We start from the raw sequence: 24575 nt of genomic DNA on the forward strand, positions 1-24575 counted from the left end.
AGCTAGCTAATACAGGAGCAGAGCCGCGTGTCTTATGTTTCTCACTCTTTCTCTGGCCGTTCTTTGCTGAAGGGCCAGCGCGGCTTTACCCTAATTGAATTGATGATTGTGCTGGTGATCGTCGGTATCGTCTCCGCCATTGCCTACCCCAGCTATACCCGCTACGTGCAAAAATCAGTGCGAACCGATGCCCATGCAGGCCTTATGCAGGCTGCTTCCGAACTTGAGCGCTGCTATACGCGGACTTACTCCTATAGTGCTTGTCCTATCAGTAATGCTTCTCCCGAAAACAACTATACGATTGCGGTAAATGTTAGCGGTAACGGCTATCTATTAACCGCCAGTAGCCATCAAAATGACGGCTGCGACGATAATATTACGCTAAATTCGAGTGGCGAAAGGTTGCCCGATGCTTGCTGGTAAACAGGAAAAACAGCGAGGCTTTAGTTTAATAGAGGCTTTGATCGCACTGGTGGTGCTTTCCATCGGCTTGATCGGCGTTGCCGCCATGCAGCTTAAAGCGCTGCAAAGCGCAAATGCTGGCTACCAGCGTTCAGTAGCAAGTGTTGCAGCCGTGGATGCGCAAGAGCGGCTCTGGGCGGAGCTGGCAAGAGATGACGTAGATAGCTGTGCAGATATTGATATAGAGGCTGCTTGGAAGACCCAGTGGTTTGCCGATAGTGATTCAAATCCTTTGCGGAGTGTGAATGCGCAAGAGAGCAAAATCGTATCAAACGGTTGTGAGTTTACCATTGAGATAGGCCTGGGTAGCCGAGCAGACGATATAGAATCAGGTGTGTTTACCTATACGCTTCGCCTTCCTGAGCTAGAGGGAGGCTAATGATGCCAGATAGGCAAAAGGGTTTTACCCTCGTTGAGCTGATGGTCGCGATGGCGATAGGTACAGTGATTATCTTAGGGGCTGGACAGCTTTTTTTAACCTCTTTTCAAATGTTTCAAACCGTTGACAAGGTCAGTCGTAAACAAGAGGCATTAATTTTTGCGGTAAGTACTCTGACTGCTGCAGGACGCAAAGGGAATGTTGGTGACTACGCTATTGTGTCCGATGGACGCCGCTCTGACAGCGGGACGGACTATTATTGTGTGCTGCAAGACGAGGTTCAAAATCAGCCTGTCTTAGATCTTGCTCAGGTCGATGATGAGGCCGATTGCCCAACGCTTTCCGAATCCAATGGCGGTGACGTGTCTCATTTAATCACGCTGCCCATTGGCGATTGCCGCGAAAGCGTGAATATGACATGCGATGAAATCACCTTCACTATCAGTGAGCGAAATAGAGTAATCTCATCACGAGAGCCTACTTCATGAAACAGCAGCAAGGTGCGGCGTTAGTGATTGTTATGGTTCTGCTCTCCGGGGCGTTGATGCTAGGCATGTCAGGCATGCAGAGCGCGTTGATTGATGAGCGGTTAGCGGGTAATTATCGAGCCTCTGTACAGGCTCAAATGACCGCAGAAAGCATGTTGTCGGTGTTTAGAAACATGGCTTCTCGGCGTCAGTTATTAGAAGGCATCTTTAACGCTACTTATACCGAAAGTGATTTTTTAAATGATGTAACTGGCGTCGAGGGATTCGAATCCTTTGATCAGTTGGGCGTCACGTTTGATGTGAGCGGTGATGAAGTGACTATTACAACGCGTTATATGGGCACGAATAGCAGCATTGAGGGCACATCAGTTGCCGTTTATCAACGGGCCAGCGAACCAGTGGAGCAGGCGACTAAGCGGTTGTGAGGGGCGTTGTGTAAATGCCTGGGATGCCATTCGCCACACGGCATGCTGCGCGTTATGATAGTCCTATTTGCCTAAGAGCCTGAAAGCTAAGAGTCTGAAAACATGAGTCAAACCGCTAAAACCCGCGTTCTCACCGGTATCACCACCTCCGGCATCCCCCATTTAGGCAACTATGTGGGAGCGATCAAGCCCGCCATCGAAGCCAGTCAAGACCCCAGCGTGCAGTCGTTCTATTTTTTGGCCGATTACCACGCGCTGATCAAGTGCCCAGATCCAAAGCGGGTGCAGGCATCCCGCTTGGAAATTGCCGCCACTTGGCTGGCGCTAGGGCTGGATACCGATAATGCGATTTTCTATCGCCAGTCGGATATTGCAGAAATCCCCGAACTCGCTTGGATGCTTTCTTGCGTGTGCGCCAAGGGCTTGATGAACCGTGCGCATGCCTACAAAGCAGCGGTGGCTGAGAACGAAGAGGCGGAGAACCAAGACCCTGATAAAGGCATCACCATGGGGCTGTTTAGCTACCCCGTGCTAATGGCGGCGGACATTTTAATGTTTAACGCCAATAAAGTGCCGGTAGGCAGGGATCAGATTCAGCATATCGAAATGGCCCGCGATATCGCCGGACGCTTTAACCACCTTTACAAAGGCCAGCACTTCACTCTCCCTGAGGCTGTGGTAGACGACAAAATACAGCTACTGAATGGCTTGGATGGGCGCAAGATGTCCAAAAGCTACGACAATACCATTCCGCTGTTTGCCCCAGAGAAAAAACTGCAGAAGCTGGTGCGCAAGATTAAGACCAACTCGCTGGAGCCCGGTGAGCCGAAAGACCCTGATACCTGCACGCTGTTCCAGATTTACTCAGCGTTCGCAACGGCAGAAGAGACCGCCAGCCTGCGTGAACAGTACGAGAACGGTATTGGTTGGGGCGAGGCTAAGGATAAGGTGTTTGAATATTTGAATGCCCACTTGAGCGCTCCTCGTGAACGTTACAACGCGCTGATGGAAGACCCAGCTCATATTGAAGCAGTACTCCAAAAAGGCGCTGAGCGGGCACGGGAAGAAGCTGCTGTAACGATGGATCGTCTTCGTACAGCCGTTGGCCTGGGGCGGTTTGTGTAATTCCAATCGCAATATGCCCATTGTAACAAGGCCGTAGAAACGACGAAGCCCCTTCCAGTTGGAAGGGGCTTCGCTTGTTTCAGGCCGTGTTTTTCAAGCCTGCTTCAGGCTAGTAGCGATAGCTTAGCCTTCAATCGGGGCGCGCCAGTCGTCGGAACCAGAGGTGCCGGCAACAGTGTGTTCCCAATCAATCTTACGGTAAGCCAGTGACACGTCCATCAACTGAGTGAATTCAGATTTCTGGATGTCTTGGGCATGGGGCATGCGCAGGTTGATGTCAACGATGGTGGCATCGGTCAGCGTGGTGGTGAAAAAGTGCTCCTGCTTACCTTCTACAGAAGTGCGGTACCACTTCAGCTCAACATTGGGCAGCATTTCACCAGACGCTAGTGCGTTGTACATCAGCGGTACTGCTTTGTTCAGAGCAACAGTAAAGATAAAGGGCTTGTGAGCACGTTGGCCGGACGGCTGACCCGACTGCGGATCAGTAGGTACGGTAACGACATGCTTGAATTCTTGTACCAGCATCTGGTCTTCGTGACCTTCAACGTAGATGTTGCCTACGGAGTCAGGAGTGAAAGCACCTGATGTGATGTTGCCCTGAGTTTGGCCTTCAATGCTGATATAACATGGTGTTGGCATGGTCTGCTCCTTGAGAGTAATTGTCGATAAATGTCGGATGGACCATTTAAATAAGGCAATCGGCATGCCAGTATTTTTTTTGTTTTTTATTTCATATAGTTAAATATTAATTAAAAATATATTAATTTTTATTAGGCAAAAAATTGCCTGTTTTAAGCAACTCCTTGCTTGTTGAGCAATGAGTTGCTTTATGCAATCCGGCAATGATTTTTCAGAAGTTAATTCAGTAAGATGATTTTCTTTTAAGTTTCATTTTGTAATTATTTTATGCTAAATGTCATTTCTGGTGTTTAATTAACATATTCTATAGTTCCCTTTTTTAACAGTTTTTTAGCTTATTAAAATTGTTTGTGCGTTATTTCTGACAATAACCTTAAGAGATTGACGATAGTATTTGTAAGAAATATCTTACAAATTTAAATTAGCCATATGGGTTGATTTTTTTATTCTCTATTTTCAGTGAATTTCGCCTAAAAAGCTCGCAAAAGAGCCAATCTGGATTATTGATCTCGTAATGGATCCTTGTTGAGCTGTTTTGACTAGAAACCCACGCTTGGCATTACTTTTTATAATTCGTTACCTTCCCTCGATTGAGAACCATTAGCGGTTACATTGATACACCTCTCTCTTCAGGGCTAAATACCATGGCTAAACAGGGTACCGTTGCGCCGAAAGAGCGCATCAACATTAAATATGTGCCGGCTACCGGTGATCAGCAGGCTGACACAGAGCTGCCGTTGAAACTATTGGTGGTAGGTGATTTTAAAGGGGGAGAGGAAGAAGCCCCTATCGAAGAGCGCCAGTCTGTTTCTGTTGATAAGAATAATTTCCAGTCGGTCATGCGCGAGGCGGGCTTGAGGCTTCAAGCAACGGTACCCAATCGCTTAGATGAGAGCGATAAGCCGGCAGACATCGCTGTCGATTTAGCCTTCAAGTCCTTGGAAGACTTCTCTCCAGATGCTGTTGCAAAGCAGGTTCCCGAGTTGCGCAAGCTTGTTGAATTGCGAGAAGCATTGGTTGCGCTGAAGGGCCCGTTGGGCAATGTGCCTGCTTTTCGTGATCGGTTGCAGAAGCTATTAGAAAACGATGAAGCCCGCCAGCAGTTATTGAATGAACTGGCATTGCTGGATGCTGATAAAGGCTAGGAGTTACCCACTATCAGCAGCGTTTTTTTAATCTAGATCAGCAAATTCGAGGCACGGCTATGAGCAAGACGGCAAAGCAACAGAATGCAACGACAGAGACTGAGGCTGACGTCTCATTGCTCGACCAAGTAATGGCGCAGACGCGGATGGCGCCAGCCGATGAAGGCTATGATGTTGCTAAGCAGGGAGTGGCGGCCTTCATCTCAGAGCTGCTTAATGGTGACGAAGCGGCTCCCAAAGTCAACAAAGCACTTGTTGATAACATGATTGTCGAGATCGATCGTAAAATCAGTCATCAAGTGGATGAGGTTCTGCATGAAACCAATTTTCAGCAGTTAGAGTCAGCTTGGCGAGGTTTGAAACTGCTGGTTGATCGGACTGATTTTCGTGAAAACATCAAACTTGATGTGCTTCACGCGACCAAGCAGGAGCTGCTGGAAGATTTTGAGTTTGCACCTGAAATTAGTCAAAGCGGCCTTTATCACCATGTTTATAACGCGGGCTATGGGCAGTTTGGTGGAGAGCCGGTTGCTGGAATTATTGGCCACTATGATTTTTCGCCCTCCACGCCTGATATGAAACTGCTGCAGCACTCTGCCGCCGTTGGTGCAATGGCGCATGCGCCCTTTATGTCGTCGGTTGATCCCTCCTTTTTTGGCATCGAAAGTTTTGAAGAACTGCCAAACATCAAAGATTTTAAGGCTATTTTTGAAGGGCCAAAATATGCCCGCTGGCGTAGTCTTCGTGAGTCAGAAGATGCCCGCTACCTTGGCTTAACAGCCCCGCGGTTCTTGCTGCGTACGCCCTATGATCCGGTAGAAAATCCGGTCAAAACGTTCAACTATCGCGAAAACGTAAGTGAAGATCACGAGCACTATTTGTGGGGCAATACCGCTTACTTGTTAGCGGAACGCCTAACGGATAGCTTTGCCAAGTACCGCTGGTGCCCCAATATTATTGGGCCGCAAAGCGGCGGTGCGGTCGAAAATTTACCTGTGCACAACTACGAAGCATTTGGTCAATTACAGGCGAAAATTCCTACTGAGGTGTTAATCACAGACCGGCGTGAATTTGAAATGGCCGAGGAAGGGTTCATTTCGTTAACCATGCGTAAAGGAAGTGATAACGCAGCTTTCTTCTCAGCTAACTCTGTGCAAAAACCCAAGGTGTTTCCCAACACTGCTGAAGGTAAGGCGGCCGAGACCAATTTCAAACTGGGCACTCAGCTTCCTTACATGTTCATCATTAATCGCCTGGCGCACTACGTAAAAGTGCTTCAGCGTGAGCAAGTCGGCTCATGGAAAGAGCGTCAGGATCTCGAGCGTGAGCTCAACGCGTGGATTCGTCAGTACGTTGCCGATCAAGAAAATCCCCCCGCCGATGTACGCAGCCGCAGGCCGCTGCGCGCCGCCTCTATCCAGGTGTCGGATGTTGCGGGCGAGCCAGGTTGGTACCAGGTTTCTATGTCGGTTCGCCCACACTTTAAATATATGGGTGCCAGCTTCGAGCTCTCGCTAGTTGGCCGTCTCGATAAAGAGTAAAGGACGGCAACCATGGCAGCTGATAGTGGTGGGTTGTTGGAGAGTGAGTTATTGGGCAGCCGCTTGTTTGAGCGGCTGGCCACTGCCCATCAGCCTGTATTGCAAAGGGAAGCAGACGATTTAATAGGGGTTGTCGAGTCTATTAAGCGCCACTTGGTTGACTTGCTTAACAGCCATCCGGGGAATAGCGCCTGCGCGCCAGAACTTGGCTTGCTCGACTTTAATGACGCAACCGTCGGTGTGCTGGATTTGGAGCGTAATATTCAGCAGGCCATTTGTCAGTGCATTGAGCGCTATGAGCCTCGAGTCAAGCGTGTGGACGTTGAGTCGTTGCCTAATCATAGCGACCCGCTGCAGTTGCGCTTTCAGGTGCATGCCACCGTCGCATTAGGTAGAGAAAACACGCAAGCGACTATCGATTTGTTGCTTAACAACAAGCGTTATCAGTGTCTCAACTGATAGGCCTGAGAGGCACGAATGCTGAATCGCTACTATCGTGACGAACTCAATTTTTTAAAGCGACAGGGGCGGGAATTTGCTGAAGCAAATCCTGGCTTAAGCCGCTTTTTGTCTGAGCGCAGCACCGATCCTGATGTGGAGCGGTTATTAGAAGGGTTTGCCTTTCTAACGGGACGTATGCGCGAAAAAGTTGAGGATGAGTTTCCAGAGCTCACTCACTCTCTCATCAGTATGCTATGGCCGAATTACCTTCGGCCAGTGCCTAGCATGACGGTGGTGCAGTTCACCCCTAGCTGGTACGCCTTGAGTCAGCAGCAGCGGGTTGAACGCGGGACGGAACTTGCCAGTGAGCCGATAGAGGGCACGCCATGCCTGTTTAGAACTTGCCATGATGTAACGCTATACCCGTTGGCGCCGACAGGTGTTGATGCGCGCCATACGCGAGAATCCTCGATCGTTGAGCTAGCGATGGAAGTACGCAGCGATCAACCAATGAACGCTATGGGTATCGACGCGTTGCGGTTGCATTTAGGCGGTGATAGCTACACGGCGCGCACGCTCTATTTATGGATGAGCCACTACTTGGAACGCTTGGAGCTAGAGGTGGATGGTCAGACGCAGCGACTACCCGCTAGCGCGCTCAAGGCAGTTGGATTCGAGCGCCACCATGCGCTACTCCCTTATCCGCAAAATGTTCATCAGGGGTATCGCATTCTCCAGGAGTACCTCTGCTTCCCGGAAGCTTTTCATTTTTTTGATGTACTAGGGCTCGCCGATTATCTGCCTGTTGGGACGGCTAACAATGTCACGTTGCGCTTTGTGTTTTCGCGCACTCTGCCCACTGATGCCCGCGTACAGAATGAGCATCTGGCGCTTTATTGCACACCGGCTATTAACCTTTTCGAGCATGACGCTGAGCCCATTGATCTAAGTGGTGAGCGCAGCGAGTACCGTATACGGCCCAATAGCCGCGCACCGTCTCACTACGAGATTTTTAGTGTTGATGATGTCCAGGGCCATTTAGGAGGTGAGCGGACGGGGACGCGCGAGAAGCCGCGTCGCTATGTCCCTTTTGAAAGTTTTCAGCACCAAATTGATCGTGATCGTGGGAGAGAGGCGCTCTATTACCGCGTTCGAGTGCGCGACAGCCTACGTAGCGATGGCTTCGATCATGATATTGCCTTTATTCGTGGCGATGAACGTAACTGCCTGGATCGCCGTGAAACGGTTTCATTGCAGCTAACGTGCAGCAACCGTGAGTTGCCCGAGCGATTGACTATAGGCGATTTGTGCGTCGCTACGGAGGAGAGCCCCGCTTATGCCACCTTCCGTAATATTACCCGGCCGACCCCGGTGCTAAGACCTGCACTCGATGATGGACTGCTGTGGATATTAATCTCCAATTTGTCGCTCAACTACCTCTCTTTGTTAGAGCGTGATGCGCTGTGCTCAGTGCTGCGTGCTTATGATTTCCGTGCCTTGGTGGACAGGCAGGCAGAACGGATCGCGCAGAAGAGGCTGGCTGGCATTCTTGAGATTGACACTCAGTCTGTTGACCGATTGCGCAAAGGATTGCCTGTGCGTGGGCTGCGTTCGGTGATGACATTGGATCAAGAGGCATTTGGCGATGAGGGCAGCCTCTATTTGTTTGGCAGCGTGCTGGCGCGTTTCTTTTCGTTGTACGCAAGCATCAACTCTTTTCATGAGTTGCATGTCATTAACCGCCATAACCAAGAGCGCTATCAATGGATCTTACAGGTGGGGCAGCAGCCTCTGATGTAGCGCTGGCTCCGGTTATTCGGGGAGCGCGTCGATACGAGTTTTATCAGTTGGTAGAGCTTCTGCACCGTCATCACGGCGATGATTTAGAGCAGCGGCATAGCGGTAGCGTGCCCGTATTTCAGCGCGTGCGCTATACCGCTTCGGCGTCTTTGGGGTTCCCGGGTAGCGATGTGCTAACCCTAAGTGAGCGTCAGCCTGGCCAGTACGCAATGGAGGTCAGTTTTCTAGGGCTACAAGGAGCGCAGTCGCCGTTGCCTGGTTACTACTTGGAAACCTTGGCGCATAACGCTGCTCACCAGGAAGGGGCTGCTGGTGATTTCCTCGACTTCTTTAATCATCGGCTGCTAACGCTCGTTCACCGTAGCTGGCGTAAATACCGCCATTACGTTCGTTACCAGGATGATGCGAAAGATGGTTTTTCGGCGGCCATCTTCGCTTTAGTAGGACTTGCTGACAGTGATCTTCGCGGAGAAACGCCGATCAACTGGAGCAAGATGCTGGCTTATGCAGGCCTACTAGCTGGGCGCTCGCGCTCGCCTGATGTGGTTAGCGGCATTGTCGGACACTGTTTCGACTTGGCGGGTGTAGAGATAGAAGAGTGGGTACAGCGGTGGGTGGAAATACCCCCAGATCAGCGCAGTTGCACGGGCATCTCGGGAATGACGCTGGGGGGGGACATGGTTTCTGGTGAGCGAGTTGCTGATGTGAACGGCAAATTTGCGCTTCGCTTGCGTGGCTTAAGTCTAGTGAGGTTTAGAGATTTTCTTCCCGATGGAGAAGAGCATAGCCCGCTTAAAACACTGGTCAGCTTTGTGTTGAGAGAGCCGTTGGCTTATGACCTTGAGCTCGAATTGTTGGAGAGCGAGGTAAAGCCTATGCGTTTGGGCGATGCCGGGTCATGCCAGCTTGGATGGACCACTTTTGTTGATCCCGAGAGCGATAACCGCACTACGCCCCGTTGTGTACGAATTCAAATGACGAGTTAACTCATGCACTCCAATCAGCTTGATGCCATTACGTTGGTCGTCACCAACAGCGAGCAGCTCGAAGGGCGCTCTACCAGTAGTTTTGTCTTCCACAGCAGTGGGGGAACGCTGGGTAGCAGCCTGCACGACGACTGGTTACTGCAAGATCATAGCGGACGAATTAGAGCGAGCCATGCCGAAATTATCAAAATCGATGGCAAGTTTTGCCTAGTAGACCTAAGCGGTCATACCTTCATCAATCGCACCACACTGCCAATAGGGCGCCACCGGAAAGTCGCGTTACGCGATGGTGATGAGCTTTTGATTGGCGAATATCGACTGAAGGTTCATTTCGGTGATCGTCACGCGTGGCAACCCGGCGTGCACTCGCTAGCCACACTGATTGACGAAGACCATGACGAGGTGACCACCCAGGGCGCTGTTTGGGTGACCAGTGGCGGTGAGACGTATAGCCATGACGCCAGTAAAGGTGACCCGATGGAGGCATTGGGTGGCGCGATGCCGGGCTCTATCGCACATGACCCGATGGTGGCGTTAGACCACGAGGATACCTCGACAGACGCCATGGAGCCGCTCGAGGCGATGTCGCTCTCACATCACAAGCAAGCGTATCAAGTGCATGCCTATCAAGGGTATGAGTATCAAGAACCAGCACATCCTAAAGGCCGGGGGCAATGGCAGCATCAGGAGCGCCATGATGAGGCTTTAAGCCTTCCCGATATCAGAACACCGAAAGGCACAACAACGCAGAGGAGCAGTGGTATGGATGAGCGGCAGATAAACGATTTGGAGCGCTCTGTTGGTGAGCAATTAGAGGATCGCTGGCAAAAGCCGACAACGCAATCGCTCGGCCATGTTGGTGCAGATCCATTGCTTAGGGGTCTGGGCTTAGATTTACCCTTTCGCGATAGCGAGGAGCAGCAAGCGTTTCTAGAAGAAGCGGGTCAAACCCTGCGCGCGACAATTGATGGCCTGCGCGTGCTGCAGCAGTCTCAAAACGATAGCAAGTACCCGCTCCGTGACCGCCGTTTACAACCGATTGAAGATAACCCTCTGCGCCTTGGGCAGTCCTATGACGAGACGGCTGCAACCCTATTTTCTGCTCAGCGTAGTCCGGTCCACTTATCACCGCCCGAGGCCGTAGCGGAGTGCTTACGCCATCAGGGCCAGCATCAAGCGGCGGTTGAAGAAGCAATCGGTCATGCGCTGGGCGCCATACTTGATGCATTTTCGCCGGAAGCGTTGCTCAAGCGTTTTCATGCCTACCGTGGTGCGGGTAATCGCATTGAAGACGAAGGCGGATGGGCGTGGGAGATGTACCACTACTACTACCGCGAGCTTAACTCTGGCCGCCAACAAGGTTTTCAAAAACTGTTTTGGGAAGTTTTTGAGCAAGCCTACGACCAGTCGGTACGTCGCCAGCAGCGGGAGGAAGCATGAACGTGCAGAGCATCCGCGTGCGGAACACTGCACGGCTTGCTGGGCTGCTTTGCATCATTCTGCTGCTAGCAGGCTGCGCCTCAACCCGTGAAGCCACGAGCAAAACGTGGCAGGTCATCCGGGATCCATCGATTCCCGTTGGCTACCCCGAGGATCGGCCCACGACAGTTGATTTAAGCATGATTGCTGAGCCAAACGTCAATCCTAACGTAGATGGGGAGGGAACACCGCTTCGCTTTCAAGTGCTGCAGTTAAAAGATGACTCCATGTTGATGGCGGCCGATCTGGGCCAACTGAGTAGTGATTTGGAGGAGGCGCTAGGCACTAATTACCTCACCCATGATGACTTTACGCTGCTGCCCGGACAGTGGAAGTTTTATGAACCGTTCGAAATCGATGAAGAGACGCGCTACATCGGGCTGATTGCGTTCTACGCCACTCCTAACGAAGCCGAGTGGAAGAAGGTCGTCAAAGTAAAGAGCCTTAGCGAGCATTACCACTTACTGGTTCATCTCCGGGATAGCGAAGTAGAACTAAGGAAGGAAGAGTAATGGCTAGCCGAAATCGTGTGGTATGGAGCGAAGGGCTATTTATTAAGCCCCAGCATTTCCAGCAGCAGCAACGCAGCTTGGAGAACCTGATAGATACCCGGCTAAAAGGCATTAGCCACTATTTATATGGCTTCCATACGCTGGAACTGAACAGTGAGTTTCTAAGCTTTGGGCGTATCGCCATCAGTCGCGCTAGCGGCGTCATGCCCGATGGCGTTGCTTTCCACCTGCCGACTGATGACATCGAGCCGAGCCCACTAGAAATTAGCGACGCCAGCGTCACTAATCAGGTGGTTTACCTAGGACTGCCGCTAGCCACTGACGGTGTCGGTGAAGTGCGCTGGCCGGGCGACGAACTGCCTACGCGCTATCGACTCGCTTCTCGAAGTGTCCGTGACCTTCACTCTCGCGATGGTGATACGGCAGAGTTGGAAGTCGCGCGAGTTTCTCCGCGTTTGCTACTAGAGAGCGATGATCGTAGCGGTTATGCCTGCCTTTCCGTCGCACGCATTATTGAGCGGCGACCAGATGGCAGTTTAGTACTTGACGAGCAATTCTTACCCACCCTGCTCAATGTTCAGGCTGCGCCTGGATTACAGCGATTTGTGGGCGAGATGGCCGGCTTGATGCGAGAGCGCGCGCGCAATATCGCCCAACGGCTCTCTACGCCACAGCAGGCCGGCGTTGCCGACGTCGCTGACTTCATGCTGCTACAGCTGCTTAACCGTGCTCAACCGCGCTTTCAACACCTTGCTCGGCTGGGACAGCTCCATCCCGAGCGGCTTTACGACACCATGCACGAAGTGGCCTGTGAATTGGTGACTTTTACCGATGAGTCGCGGTTACCCCCAGAGTGTCCGGCTTATGATCACGATCATCCCGAGCGCGCTTTTCGTCCACTGATGAAGATGCTACGCCAAGCGCTCTCCACCGTACTTGAGCCTCGGGCGATCGCCATTCAGATACAAACGCGCCGTTTTGGCCTGCTGGTGGCCCCTCTGTCTGACGTTAGCCTGATTGAGTCGGCGGAGTTCATCCTGGCGGTGCGTGCCGATATGCCTAACGAACGCTTGCGCAAGCTGTTTTTGCAACAAACCAAAGTGGCCAGCGTCGAGCGCATCCGCGACCTCATTAGTCTGCAGCTCCCCGGTGTGCCGCTTGAACCCTTGCCGGTCGCTCCCCGCGAGTTGCCTTATCACGCTGGCTATACCTACTTCCAACTGGACCGCCAGAGTGAAGCGTGGGGAATGCTTAACGGCGCTAGCGGGTTTGCCTTCCACGTCGCCGGTGAATTTCCAGGGCTGGAAATGCAGTTCTGGGCCATCAGGAGTTAAACCATGCAGCATCTTGCAACCGATGATCAACGCTTTGTACGACCACGTGGCGCAAGCGACAAAGTGCGCCATGAAGATCTGATTAATGAGCGTGGCCTGGAGCACCTCATCCATAGCCATGCCGAGCAGTTGGATGCCGATGAAGACTACTGGTTTCGGCTACGCGGACACAATCTTAATCCCCTGGTGGATGCTGCCAGCAGCCTGTTAGGCATGGTGGTACGCGTACGTCAGCTCGATAGCGCAGGCGATGTCGAGCGCCTCTATCGTCAGGTAGTCGATGAGATCGCCGCTATTGAAATAGAGCTGACTGAGCAAGGCTATGACAGGGCCACGCTACTCGCTTACCGCTACGTACTCTGCTCCTTCATTGATGAAGCCGTGATGGGAATGCACTGGGGGCGACAGAGCAAGTGGGCAGAGCACTCGCTGTTGACACGTTTTCATAATGAGACCTGGGGTGGCGAAAAAGTGTTCTCCATCCTTTCGCGTCTTCAGCAAGAGCCTCAGCGTTACCGCGACATGCTGGCGTTTATTTATCTCTGCCTGTGCCTTGGTTTTGAAGGCCGTTACCGGGTGATGTCCCACGGGCGCGATGAGTACGAGCAAATTGTCCGGGCGCTAGGTGACCAATTGGCCACGCTTGATCAGCCGCCTGAGGAAACTCTTACCCAACCGCTGCGCAATGTCGTGAAAGGTCGCCAAGGTCTGCGCAGCGGATTTCCTATCTGGGGGATATTTACCCTGTTTGGGATCGCCATGGTGGCGGTGTACCTGGGCCTTTCCTGGTCACTTGATCAGCAAGCTGAACAGATTACCTCGCTTCTTAACCAAATTTACCGGTAGGAGATCCCATGCTCAGGGTAGAGCTACCAGCGCTGATTGGCCGCCTAAATACGATCGCTCGCCAAGGACTTGAACAGGCCGCCGTGCTTTGCGCACAGCAGCAGGCGCCTGAAGTCACCGCTGCTCATCTGTTGCAAGCGTTGCTTGACCAACCGCTATGTGACGTTCGTTGTTTGTGCGAAACATTCGATATTGACGTTGCTGAGTTACGTGCTCAACTCGCTGAGGAGACGCGCCCACCCCAGGATCTAGACGTAACGACTCCCAGCTTTTCGCCGCTGCTAATCGAGTTACTGCAAGATGCGTGGCTGCTGGCGACCACCGAGTATCAGCATAGTGAACTGCGCAGCGGGGCGGTGCTAACCGCCTTACTGCATAACGCCGACCGCTATTTAGGGGCGGGCTCTGCTCGACGGCTGGCAGACATCAATCGCGAAAATTTACGCCGCCATTTTGAACGGCTCACGGCCGAGTCAGCCGAAGCTTCTCGGGACAGTGCCAACGCACAACAGCGCCAAGCTGGCCGTCCTGCTGGCGATGACAGTGCGCTGGCGCGTTTCGCTACCTCGCTGACCGAACAAGCTCGCCAAGGTGAGCTAGACCCGGTGCTGGGGCGTGACCCGGAAATCGACCAAATGCTCGATATCCTGGGGCGTCGGCGCAAAAACAACCCCATTGTGATTGGCGATGCGGGGGTGGGTAAAAGTGCCGTAGTAGAAGGTTTGGCAGCGCGGATTGTGGCTGGTCAGGTGCCCGCAGCGCTGGCCGATGTTGAGCTACTGACGCTTGATTTAGGCGCGCTACAAGCCGGGGCTGCCGTTAAAGGCGAGTTTGAGAAGCGTCTGAAGGCGGTGATCGACGAAGTCAAAAACGCCCCACGCCCTACGCTGCTGTTTATTGATGAAGCGCATACGCTGATCGGTGCAGGCAATCAGGAGGGGGGCGGCGATGCGGCCAACTTACTCAAGCCTGCCCTGGCACGGGGCGAGCTGCGTACCATCGCCGCTACCACCTGGCGGGAGTACAAAAAGTACTTCGAAAAAGACCCGGCGCTGTCGCGGCGCTTCCAGCCAATTGCGCTCTCCGAGCCAAGCGTGGAGCAGGCCCTGGTCATTTTGCGCGGCTTGCGGGATGTGTATGAGCGCGCCCATGGTGTGCTGATTGGCGATAGCGGCCTGCGTGCCGCCGCCGCACTTTCGGCCCGTTATCTAGCCGGTCGGCAGTTGCCCGATAAAGCCATTGACGTGCTGGATACCGCCTGTACCCGGCTAGCGCAAGCCCTGGATACCCCGCCGCGTAAGCTCAGTCATCTGCAGAGTGAACATATCGCCGCACTGCGCGAGCGCGATCAGGTTGAACGTGAACGACTATTGGGGCGTGAACCCGACAGCGAACGCCACCACGACTTAACCGAGCGCTTAGCCAAGCTGGAAGAGGAGCTGGCAAGCCTGGAAGCCGCTTGGCAAGCGCAGCGGGAGTGCGTCGATGCCATTGTGGCGCTCCATCGTCAACTGCTGGAAGCAACGGAGGGCGGTGCAGAGGATCAACTTCCCGAGGGCATTCATCAAGCGCTCGCCGAACGGGAGCAGCAGTTGGCTCAACTGCAAGAGACATTTGCCCTGGTCAATCCCAGCGTTGAGGAAGCCCAGATCGCTCAGGTGATAGGCGACTGGACCGGCGTACCGGTCGAGCGCATGACCAGCGACGAGCTAACGCGGCTCACCGAGCTGCCCACGCATCTGGATGCTTTAATCCAGGGGCAGGGCAGTGCGATTGAGCGTATCCATCGTCATTTATTAACGGCGCGTGCGGATCTCCGTCGCCCAGGGCGCCCATTGGGCGCGTTTCTATTGGTGGGCCCCAGCGGGGTCGGTAAAACCGAAACCGTGGTGCAGATTGCCGACCAGCTCTACGGCGGCCGTCAATTCCTTACCACGATCAATATGTCGGAATACCAGGAAAAGCACACGGTATCACGCCTGATTGGCTCGCCGCCGGGGTATGTCGGGTTTGGTGAAGGTGGGCTACTGACCGAAGCGATCCGTCAGCGTCCCTATTCAGTGGTGCTGCTGGATGAAGTCGAAAAAGCCCATCCCGATGTGTTGAACCTCTTCTACCAAGCGTTTGATAAGGGCGAGTTGGCGGACGGGGAAGGGCGCGTGATTGATTGCAAAAACGTACTGTTCTTCCTGACCTCCAACCTTGGCTACGAGGCGATTGTCAGCTACGGCGATGACCCCGTAGCGCTGGATACCGCGCTCTATCCAGTGCTGGCAGAGTTCTTCAAGCCGGCGCTACTAGCGCGGATGGAAGTGGTGCCCTACTTGCCGCTGGATGGCGAGACCCTGCGCGACATCGTGAAGGCCAAGCTGGATACCTTGGCAGCACGCATCCGCGAACGCCATCGCCATGCCGAGGTAGTGCTTGATGACAGCCTTGCCGAGGCGATTTGCAAGCGTGCTACGCGAAGCGAGAACGGCGCGCGGATGCTGGAATCAGTCATTGACGGTGAATTACTGCCACCGCTTTCCCGTGCATTGCTAGAGCGGATGGCACGGCGTGAGCAGGTAAGTCGGGTCGCGTTGGGTGTGGATGTAGAGCAAGGCATCTTTACCGCGGAGGTCGCGTGACACCATGACTCTTCAGGCCCTCGACGTCCTTGCCGCAAAAAAAGCGTGTTCACCTTCGCCTTTAGCAGCCATGCCTATCGCGTTAACGCTGGTGGAGAGCAATAGCTCAGAAGCATTGCGCAAACGGGCAGCCCAGGTGCTGTGTAAAGGATTAGGTCTTGATTGCACTGAATGCCTCTATTTAGAAGGGAGCGGTCGTTGGCTTGGGCGTGATGGTGATACGGCACAGTTTGATTGCAGTGACTTTAGCCATCCGTATGCACATGTTGTCCGCACGGGTAAAGCGCTCACGTTAAGCGTGGGTGATGCTCGTACGCGCCTGGACCATCCGGGGTTTCAAGCCCAGGTGGCCCATTTGGGGGCAAAAAAGCGCCTACAAGTGAGGCCGCTACGCGCCAAGGATGGTGAGCAAGAGTGGCTGGGTGCGCTGCTGATGGTGGGCGATGAAGACGCCTTAAAAGACCTCAATGCCGATCCAGGGATGGCGGCATTTGAGGGGTTGTTATGCAGGCTATGGGCGAGTTTGACCCGGGAGCAAGGAGAGCGTCACCGTTCCCGGGCGCTGCGAGACTCTTTAGTCAAACTTAACGACGGTGCGCGCCGACAAGCGCTGGCCGACCAGTTGGCGCAGGAACTACTGGGACACTCAAGCGCCATGCAAGCACTGCGACGCCAAGTGGTACGGGCGGCGGAAACCAACTTGGCGGTGTTGTTGCAAGGGGAAACAGGAACCGGTAAAGATCGGGTGGCGCGTGCTCTCCACCAGCTCTCTGGGCGCGCAAAAGGCCCTTTTATGGCGATTAACTGCGCCGCTATTCCTGAAACCCTGCTTGAGTCAGAGCTGTTTGGCCATGCCAAAGGGGCATTTTCCGGCGCAAATCAGGCCCAGGAGGGGCTCATCAGCCAAGCCGACGGTGGCACGCTGTTTCTGGATGAGATTGGTGATATGCCGCTGGCACTGCAAGCCAAATTACTGCGGGTGCTTGAAAGTGGCCGCTACCGTCCACTGGGTGCCAGTGACGAGCGCTGTGCCGATTTACGGCTGGTAGCCGCTACTCATCAGCCCCTTCGTGAGCATATCCGCGCGCAGCATTTTCGTGCCGACCTTTACTACCGGCTAGGTCAATTCCCACTCACGCTGCCACCACTTGCCGAACGGCGTGATGATATTGCCCTGTTAGCACAATCGTTTATTGCCGATTTCTGCGCGCGTGAAGAGCGGGACGATATGGGCATTACACCCGCAGCTCTGCGCTTACTAAAGCAGCGTGACTATCCCGGCAACGTTCGCGAATTAAAAAACCTGATCGACTATGCCTGCGCCATGACACCTCAGGGCGCGGATATCGATGCCTATGTCATACCGGGAGAGCAAGAGAGCGAAGCGCAAACGGCAGCAGTGTCGACGGAAGCTAATGCGACGTTCTCCGTACCGAACGACATCGATGACTTACGCCAAGCGCTTCGCGACGTTGAAACCGCCATCATTCGCCAGCGGTTAATGCATTTTGGCGGCAATCGCGCCCAAGTCGCTGCAAGCCTTGGCTTACCTAAGCGAACACTGGCGCATAAATGCCAACTGCTAGAACTGGATACCAAATGAGAGTGACGTTACTAATCCGCCAGTGGTCATGCTGGGGACTGCTTATCATCGCTGTTTTGGGGAGTTCGGATGCGCTAGCAGACGAGCACCAAGCAATGCTTGAAAACGCTTTGGCATGTGCTGATGAGACCTCTCGATTAGAGCGTTTGAGCTGTTATGACGACGTGTTTCAGACAGTGGACGCATCGGCTGATGAGAGAGAGTTGACCGACTTATGGTACGCCATTGAGCGCCAAGAGGGGGCGCGCGATACAGATGACGTGGGCATTACCGTCAACCGCTCTGGCGGCGATGTGTTGATGAGTGTGCCTGCTTTGGGCACCACACCGCCACGCCCCATTATGGTGATGGCGTGTGAAAAACAGATCACCCGCTTCCAACTGCATTTGCCTGAGCCCATCGACAATGCCCGTGTTGAGCTACAGCTAAGCGGTGATAGCGCCAGCATCAATCAGCAATGGCGAGTACGTGATAGTGGGCATGTCATCAGCGGTGGTCGCGGTCTGCCAGCCATTGAGACGCTGCGTCAACTTCTCAGCGCCAATGAAGTCGCTCTGAGTAGCGATGTAACGAGTTTAGATGGGCTGCGTTTTGATATGACTGATCTCCGCCAACTCATTCAGCCGCTACGCGAAGCGTGCCGTTGGTAAGGGAAAACACTATGCGCATTACAGCTGAAACTCACCTTGACCCATTACTGGCACCACTGGCCGGTAACGAAAAAGGCCAGCCGGTGGGTGAACCGCTCGAAGAGTCGAACGACTACCTAGCACTCGATGCTGAAATGATGAAAGTGGGCTCGTTGCAGCACGCTAGCGTTGCCTGGGAGACCGCTGAAACACTGGCTATTCAAATGCTTAGCCAACGTGGAAAAGACTTGAAGGTGTTAGGTCATCTACTGCACTGCTTGCAGCATGATGGTAACGGGGTGCGCTTTGCTCTTTCGCTGCGTTTGCTAACCCGCGCGCTGGAGCAGCCTTGGTGGGAGCATGCCTATCCATTTAATGGCCCGCGTGGTGCCAAGCTGCGACCGCGGCTATTTCTGCAATTTACTCAGCGTAGTGTAAAGCTCGCCGCCGGGCTTGATTTTCATAATGCAGAAGATGAGTTTGAGGCCTGCCAAACCGCGCTCACCGAGCTACAGGCGCGAGTAGAGCAGGACTCACTACCAGCAGGCGCGCTGAATGAACTGAGCCGTCAATTATCGGCTCAGCGGCCGACTCAGTCGTCCTCATCTTCCGCTAGCGAGAAGCCTGCCCAGCAGGGCGAGCGTAGTGGAGCAGTGGAAAGCCACCAGGCTCATCAAGTGGCCTCGACAACTGCTGATACCCAGGCTCCGGCCAAAGCGCCAGAGCTGCGTTTAGAGGCGGGCAACGAACGCTCTAACCGTCAGGCACTGCTCAAAATGGCCGATTTTTTGAGCGAGCAATCACCGGGTGAGCCGCTTGCTTATCGGCTTCGTCGTTACGCCGTCTGGAGCGCCATACAGGCGCTACCAGCGGCCAGGGCAGAAGGAAAAACCGAGCTGGCTCCTGTTTCTGCCGACCGTATTGCCGATTATCGCGAAGCTCTCGCACGGGGGGGCGACAGTGACCTTTGGCAGCGAATTGAAAACAGCTTGGCGGTAAGCCCCTATTGGATAGAAGGCCATCGGCTTAGTGCGGGCCTGGCCAAACAGCTCGGCCACCCACGTTGTGCGGAGGCAATTCGTGATGAAGCACAGCGTTTTGTCGAACGACTGCCCGGTATCGAAACCCTGACATTCAACAACGGGGCAAGGTTTGTCGACGATGAAACGCAGCGTTGGCTATATAGCAGCGCATCAGGCAGCAGTGGGGGAGATGGTAATGGCAGCGATGCATGGCAGATGGGCCTCGAAGAGGCTCGCGACGCGGCAGAGAGTGGCGATATTGGCAGCGCGCTTAAAGTGCTTGATCAAGGTTTGAACTCCGCACGCTCACCCCGTGAAAGCGCTTATTGGCGTTTAGCCAGTGCTGACCTATTACACGACACCGGGCTGGAAAGCCTCGCGCAGCAGCACTATCAAACCTTGCATCAGAGCGTGACCGAGCTGGCATTAGAGCAGTGGGAGCCTGCGTTGGTATCTCGCCTCAAAGCAGCGGTTAAAGAGACACACTCATAGTGTTCATCATTAAAGGGACGAGGGACAAAGGCTAATGTGGTCAACATTAAAATCGAAGCTAAGCCGCTGGGTACCAGGCATGTCGCGGGCACAATCAGCTCACAACCGGGCCAATGCTCACGGTAATAAAGCCAAAGGGCTATTGCGGCTCTCGACACTGCTATGGATAGTCCTGCTGTTAGTGTTACTGGTTGCGATCTGGTGGCTGGGGCCCGGCTGGGAGGTGCGCGGTGTCATGCCTCTTGCGCCTTTAACCAATCGTCTGTTGGCCACGCTGGTGGTGGTTACCGTGATCGCCGTGGTATGGGGGGTACGCTTGGCACGGCGCTTACGGGCGTTGGATGAAGAGCGACAGCAAGAGGACGCGCGCCAACAAGACCCGATTATATCGCAAGTCGAGCGTCAGGAAGCATCTCTCAACAGTGTCTTGAGCGAACTTACCGATAGCTTGGGAGGCGGTCATAGCAGCCGCTACCGCCTGCCCTGGTACTTGGTGATGGGGGTGGAAAACGCCGGCAAAACCAGCCTGATCAATCGCTCGGGTCAAAATTTTGCACTTACCCACGTGATGAAAGCCTCTGGCCAAAGCAGCAAGCAAGGACAGCTCGGCTTTGACTGGTGGATTGGCGATAAAGCGGTGTTGATCGATCCTGATGGAGAACTGCTGACACAAGGCGCGATGGAGGGGGGCGAGCCCCAGGCGCTGCAGAGTAGGCTATGGGATCACTTTGTCGATTGGCTGGAGCGCAATCGCGCCCAGCGCCCGCTGGATGGCGTGGTGCTGGTGCTGGATCTCGCCCGGTTGAGCCATGCCCAGGTAGCAGTACGTAAGGGCTATGCTGCGCTGCTACGCAGCCGCTTGCGAGAGCTTATGGAGCGCCACGGCACCCGGCTACCGGTTTACGTGACATTTAGCAAAATGGATTTGCTGCACGGCTTTGATGACTTCTTTCGCCACTACTCCCGCGAGGCCCGCCGTGCGCCGCTTGGGTTTACTTTTACCCCAGCCTCGATGGAGACCCCAGGCAAGTGGGAGTCCGAGTTTGAAGCTGATTATGACGCCATGCTGGCGCGTTTGAATCAGCTATTGCCGACGATGCTGTCAGAATGCCGTGACCGCGAAGAGCGTGAATCTGTATTCCGCTTTGTGCGTCAGTTGGCAGGGCTACGCGATGTGCTGTTCGGCTTCTTGACCGAGGCATTATCGAGTGACCGCTTCTCGACTGCTGCGATGGTTCGCGGTGCTTACTTTACCTCCGTGTATCAGCAAGGCGTTCCTGAAGACCCCTTTGTTGATGCCGCGGCCCGCCGTTATGGCATGGATGACAGCGTTCAGCCTGCTCATCGCGCTACTCGCAGCGCGCTCTACTTCACTGAAGAGCTGTTCGAGAAAGTCATTTATCCCGAAGCGGGCTTGGCGGGGGATAACGCCAGGGTTACCCAGCGCCGCCGACGTGCCCGCAATATCAGCCTAGCCGCATGCTTGATTATGGGCATAGGCCTGGTGGGGGGCTGGGCACACTTCTATCAAAAGAACAGCGTATCCCTAGCCGCCGTCGAAGAGCGTGCAGAAACTTTTCTCGCGACCCAGCCAGAGGCGTTCCAAAGCGATGACCCCAGTGGCTACGAGTTTTTAGAGCCGTTAGATAGGCTGCGTTATGCGCTGGAAACGTTCTCCGAATACCGCACGCATACGCCATACCTTGCGGATATGGGGTTATATCAGGGCCATATCATTGGTGCTCAGATTGAGCGTGCTTACCTCGCCATGCTCGAGCATCAATTCCTGCCCGCCTTGATGATTGGCATCATGGACGATATGAACCGCGCCGAAGAGGGCAGCAACGCGAAACTGGCGCTGCTGCGAGTGCTGCGCATGATGTCGGACGCCAACGGTCGTCAACCGGAACGAGTAGAGCGCTTTATGGCTCAGCGTTGGCAAGGCTACTTTCCCCAGCGGGGCGAGGTTCAGGAGCGCCTCTTAACCCATTTGGACTATGCCTTGGCGCACAGCGATATAGAGGGACATATTGCCGAAGGGCAACAGCTTCCCGCCCAGGCAATGGCGCCACTGCGCGGCAGTTTGAACGCTGCGCAAGAAGAGCTTTCGCGCCAACCGATTGATGAGCGTGTTTATGCCGCCCTCAAAGCGGCGGGTAGCCGCCAAGGCGATCCGCTTGATCTGCGCCGTAGTGTGGGAACGCTGTTCGATACGGTGTTTATGGCGCGTAATGATGACCCCGAGCATGTTCGCTTGCCCCACTTGGTTACCCGAGATGGCTTTGAAAACTACTTTTTACAAGAGCTGGAGCGGGCCACAGAGCTGGCATTAGTTGATGTATGGGTACTTGGGCAGCGCGATAATATCAACTTTAGTGAGGCTGATAAGGAGCAGTTGCAAACGGCGCTGCGCGAGCACTATGTCAGTGATTACCATGTCAGCTGGCGTGATGCCCTGCGCGATACCCAGCTGGTCCCGCTGCCGGATATCCATCAAGCCATCGTGGTGGCCGACGCCTTGGTGGGAGCACAACGTCCGCTTGATCGGCTATTGGCCGCCGTTGAGCGCAATACTAGCCTCTACCCTGAGCTCCCCGTTGATGATGAGCAGGCGCGGGAAGCGCTGCAACAGTCTCAGCGTTACCAACTGGCGCTAAACATTGAGCAGCCCTTCACGCCGCTTAATCAGCTCAGCCAGGAGCGTAACGACAATCCCTCATCGCTGGAGGAGATCAAGACTGCGATAACGGCGTTGCGCGACTACTTGCTAGAGATTGAAGAGTCGAGCGACGCCGGGCGTGCTGCTTTCATCAATGTGCGGGACCGGCTCTCGCTGCGCGGTAACGACCCCATTCTTAACCTACAGCGAATTGCCGATAACACCCCCGAGCCGGTAGGCAGCATGCTGCATGACCTAGCCGATCAGAGCTGGCAACTGATGATGGTGAGTGCAACGCGCCACTTGGAGCACCGCTGGCTGGACGACGTCGTAGCGCCTTATCAAGAACGCTTGGCAGGGCGTTATCCGATCGCCCCCGGTGCCAGCCGTGAAGTGGCGCTTAGCGACTTCGAAGACTTCTTTGCCCCAGAGGGTACGTTAGACGCCTTTTATGAAGAGAGTTTAAAACCCTTTATTGAAGGCGCTCCCGAATACTTAGTGGATGCCGAGGGTAATTCACTGCTGCGCGATAGCCTGCATACAGCCATACAGCAGGCCGAGCAGATCCGTCGTGCCTACTTTAGCCGTGACGGCGCGTTGGATGTGGAGTTTGCCCTTGAGCCGGTGAGCCTAAGTCCCGACAAGCGGCGCAGTGTCATCAGCGTGGATGGCCAACTGATCGAATACGCCCATAGTGCGAGTCAGCGTGTTTCGATGATTTGGCCAAACGCGCTGCGTGGCGGTACGGAAAGCCGTATCACTATGGTGCCAAGTGAGATTAATCGCTCCCCACGCAGCGTCAGCCAAGAGGGCTCCTGGGCGTGGTTCCGGTTATTGGAGCAGGCCGATATCACCAGTATTAGCGAACGGGAACTGGAGCTGCGCTTCAACGTAGACGGCGGCACGATGCGCTATCGCCTATTTGCCAATGGCGCGCCCAATCCCTTTACGCGGCCACTGGCGTCCGGCTTCCAGCTACCGTCGGCCCTCTACGCGGAGCGAGGTGGCAATGCTGACCAAACTTAAGCACTTGTTCAGTCCGGGGTCGCCTCAACCCACGGTGCGTCAGCGGCGACACGGCGCAAAACGCTCTCGCCCATTAGATGATGCCCGCGAAGAGGATATCGATAGTTTTATCGAGGCCGTCTACCGCGCCGACGCTAAGGGGCACTCTCCTTGGGTGCTCCGCGACAGCAGCGTACTGGAAACCCTGCGCCGGGCGCTGGAGTTCACCGTTCATCGCGGCCTGTGGTTGCAGCGGGAAGAGGGGCAGGTAGCCCACTGGCAGGGCCGCTTGCTGGCCCTACGCCATGGGGAAGGGCCGCCACTCGGCATGGTGCTCGCCTGCCGACCAGACGATGAAGCGGCCTGGCAACTGCGTTTTTTCTACATCGGCCAGGAATGGAAAGGCAGTGGCCACGGCACACGGCTGCTGATGGCAGTGCGTCGTAGCCTCAATGGTGTTCCTCTGGAAACACGCCTTCCGCTGGCCTGCCACTCGGCGATCGATAGCCTCGAAGCGGCAGGCTTTAGTCGTCAATTCGTAGACGCTTTTGATGTTGCCAGTTATGAAGCGCCCGCCAAGTGGGATGAATAAGTGGGATGAATAAGTGAGATGAGTCAGCCGCAATAAAGGAGTGATAGCAATGGGCCAGAAATTTGTACTCGTGGGTGATATGGGCACTGACCACGATGGCTTTCCACCGACGCCAGTTACTGCAGGCAGCGGCACCGTGATGATGGACGGCAAGCCAGTCGCCCGCGTGGGCGACCCCCTGGCACCGCATGATAAACCCAAGCATCCGCCCCACCCGCGAGCCATCGCGCAGGGTTCAAGCGCTATTTTAATCGACGGCAAACCGGCTGCACTGACGGGCCACGCGGTGGATTGCGGCGGTGTTGTGATTGGCTCTGGTTCAGGGGAGGGGGGCTGAG

At 54.5% G+C, this 24575-nt stretch carries 22 protein-coding genes; 21 read left to right on the top strand and 1 reads right to left on the bottom strand.

Going from position 1 to position 24575, the window contains the following annotated elements; translation table 11 throughout:
- Window positions 1-27: 27 nt before the first annotated feature.
- The 5 genes from QT230_RS10785 to QT230_RS10805 all read left to right on the top strand — a co-directional run bounded on the left by QT230_RS10785 (window position 28) and on the right by QT230_RS10805 (window position 2879).
- Window positions 28-423 (top strand): type IV pilin protein, encoded by a 396-nt coding sequence (locus QT230_RS10785; protein WP_308321738.1) that lies wholly within the window; start codon window positions 28-30, stop codon window positions 421-423.
- Window positions 410-841, top strand: a complete 432-nt coding sequence (pilV, locus tag QT230_RS10790) for a type IV pilus modification protein PilV (protein ID WP_308321739.1) — start codon at window positions 410-412, stop codon at window positions 839-841. The genes QT230_RS10785 and pilV overlap by 14 nt, the downstream gene beginning before the upstream one ends.
- 2 nt (window positions 842-843) lie before the next feature.
- The gene (locus QT230_RS10795; RefSeq protein WP_308321741.1) at window positions 844-1329 is read left to right on the top strand and encodes a prepilin-type N-terminal cleavage/methylation domain-containing protein; all 486 of its coding nucleotides are present in this window, start codon (window positions 844-846) and stop codon (window positions 1327-1329) included.
- On the top strand, window positions 1326-1754 hold the full coding sequence (locus QT230_RS10800; protein WP_308321743.1) for a PilX N-terminal domain-containing pilus assembly protein: 429 nt from the start codon (window positions 1326-1328) through the stop codon (window positions 1752-1754). The genes QT230_RS10795 and QT230_RS10800 overlap by 4 nt, the downstream gene beginning before the upstream one ends.
- A 102-nt stretch (window positions 1755-1856) precedes the next feature.
- Complete coding sequence (locus tag QT230_RS10805; RefSeq protein ID WP_308321744.1) at window positions 1857-2879, top strand: tryptophan--tRNA ligase; 1023 nt, start codon at window positions 1857-1859, stop codon at window positions 2877-2879.
- 123 nt (window positions 2880-3002) lie between these two features.
- Here QT230_RS10805 and QT230_RS10810 read toward each other — a convergent pair whose 3' ends face one another.
- The gene (locus QT230_RS10810; protein WP_035580474.1) at window positions 3003-3521 is read right to left on the bottom strand and encodes an Hcp family type VI secretion system effector; all 519 of its coding nucleotides are present in this window, start codon (window positions 3519-3521) and stop codon (window positions 3003-3005) included.
- Window positions 3522-4165: 644 nt separating this feature from the next.
- On the opposite strand from QT230_RS10810, the gene tssB reads away from it, so the two are divergent.
- Genes tssB through QT230_RS10890 form a run of 16 tightly spaced genes read left to right on the top strand, consistent with a single transcriptional unit; the run spans window position 4166 to window position 24574 of the window.
- A complete protein-coding gene (gene tssB / locus QT230_RS10815; RefSeq protein ID WP_308321746.1) occupies window positions 4166-4666 on the top strand; it encodes a type VI secretion system contractile sheath small subunit in 501 nt (166 codons plus the stop codon).
- Window positions 4667-4725: 59 nt separating this feature from the next.
- Window positions 4726-6207, top strand: a complete 1482-nt coding sequence (gene tssC / locus QT230_RS10820; protein ID WP_308321747.1) for a type VI secretion system contractile sheath large subunit — start codon at window positions 4726-4728, stop codon at window positions 6205-6207.
- Between the two features lie 12 nt (window positions 6208-6219).
- Complete coding sequence (gene tssE / locus QT230_RS10825) at window positions 6220-6666, top strand: type VI secretion system baseplate subunit TssE (RefSeq protein ID WP_308321748.1); 447 nt, start codon at window positions 6220-6222, stop codon at window positions 6664-6666.
- A gap of 18 nt (window positions 6667-6684) precedes the next feature.
- Window positions 6685-8448, top strand: a complete 1764-nt coding sequence (gene tssF / locus QT230_RS10830) for a type VI secretion system baseplate subunit TssF (protein WP_308321749.1) — start codon at window positions 6685-6687, stop codon at window positions 8446-8448.
- The gene (tssG, locus tag QT230_RS10835; protein ID WP_308321750.1) at window positions 8412-9434 is read left to right on the top strand and encodes a type VI secretion system baseplate subunit TssG; all 1023 of its coding nucleotides are present in this window, start codon (window positions 8412-8414) and stop codon (window positions 9432-9434) included. The genes tssF and tssG overlap by 37 nt, the downstream gene beginning before the upstream one ends.
- Window positions 9435-9437: 3 nt before the next feature.
- A complete protein-coding gene (gene tagH / locus QT230_RS10840) occupies window positions 9438-10874 on the top strand; it encodes a type VI secretion system-associated FHA domain protein TagH (RefSeq protein ID WP_308321751.1) in 1437 nt (478 codons plus the stop codon).
- Window positions 10871-11425 (top strand): type VI secretion system lipoprotein TssJ, encoded by a 555-nt coding sequence (gene tssJ, locus QT230_RS10845; RefSeq protein WP_308321752.1) that lies wholly within the window; start codon window positions 10871-10873, stop codon window positions 11423-11425. Before tagH ends, tssJ begins: the two co-directional genes overlap by 4 nt.
- Complete coding sequence (gene tssK / locus QT230_RS10850) at window positions 11425-12759, top strand: type VI secretion system baseplate subunit TssK (protein ID WP_308321753.1); 1335 nt, start codon at window positions 11425-11427, stop codon at window positions 12757-12759. Before tssJ ends, tssK begins: the two co-directional genes overlap by 1 nt.
- Before the next feature lie 3 nt (window positions 12760-12762).
- Window positions 12763-13605 carry a type IVB secretion system protein IcmH/DotU gene (gene icmH, locus QT230_RS10855; protein WP_308321754.1) on the top strand — a complete coding sequence of 281 codons (843 nt, stop codon included), beginning with the start codon at window positions 12763-12765 and terminating at the stop codon, window positions 13603-13605.
- Window positions 13606-13613: 8 nt separating this feature from the next.
- Window positions 13614-16235, top strand: a complete 2622-nt coding sequence (tssH, locus tag QT230_RS10860; RefSeq protein WP_308321755.1) for a type VI secretion system ATPase TssH — start codon at window positions 13614-13616, stop codon at window positions 16233-16235.
- A gap of 4 nt (window positions 16236-16239) precedes the next feature.
- Window positions 16240-17838, top strand: a complete 1599-nt coding sequence (locus QT230_RS10865; RefSeq protein WP_308321756.1) for a sigma-54 dependent transcriptional regulator — start codon at window positions 16240-16242, stop codon at window positions 17836-17838.
- The gene (gene vasI / locus QT230_RS10870) at window positions 17835-18488 is read left to right on the top strand and encodes a type VI secretion system-associated protein VasI (protein ID WP_308321758.1); all 654 of its coding nucleotides are present in this window, start codon (window positions 17835-17837) and stop codon (window positions 18486-18488) included. Before QT230_RS10865 ends, vasI begins: the two co-directional genes overlap by 4 nt.
- Before the next feature lie 11 nt (window positions 18489-18499).
- Window positions 18500-19981, top strand: coding sequence for a type VI secretion system protein TssA (gene tssA, locus QT230_RS10875; RefSeq protein ID WP_308321759.1), 1482 nt, complete (start codon window positions 18500-18502; stop codon window positions 19979-19981).
- Between the two features lie 34 nt (window positions 19982-20015).
- Window positions 20016-23666 carry a type VI secretion system membrane subunit TssM gene (tssM, locus tag QT230_RS10880; RefSeq protein ID WP_308321760.1) on the top strand — a complete coding sequence of 1217 codons (3651 nt, stop codon included), beginning with the start codon at window positions 20016-20018 and terminating at the stop codon, window positions 23664-23666.
- A complete protein-coding gene (locus QT230_RS10885) occupies window positions 23650-24237 on the top strand; it encodes a GNAT family N-acetyltransferase (RefSeq protein WP_308321761.1) in 588 nt (195 codons plus the stop codon). The genes tssM and QT230_RS10885 overlap by 17 nt, the downstream gene beginning before the upstream one ends.
- A gap of 40 nt (window positions 24238-24277) precedes the next feature.
- A complete protein-coding gene (locus QT230_RS10890) occupies window positions 24278-24574 on the top strand; it encodes a type VI secretion system PAAR protein (protein WP_374694457.1) in 297 nt (98 codons plus the stop codon).
- Window position 24575: the final 1 nt, after the last annotated feature.

The organism is Halomonas sp. SpR8, from assembly GCF_031010195.1.
GTDB lineage: Bacteria > Pseudomonadota > Gammaproteobacteria > Pseudomonadales > Halomonadaceae > Vreelandella.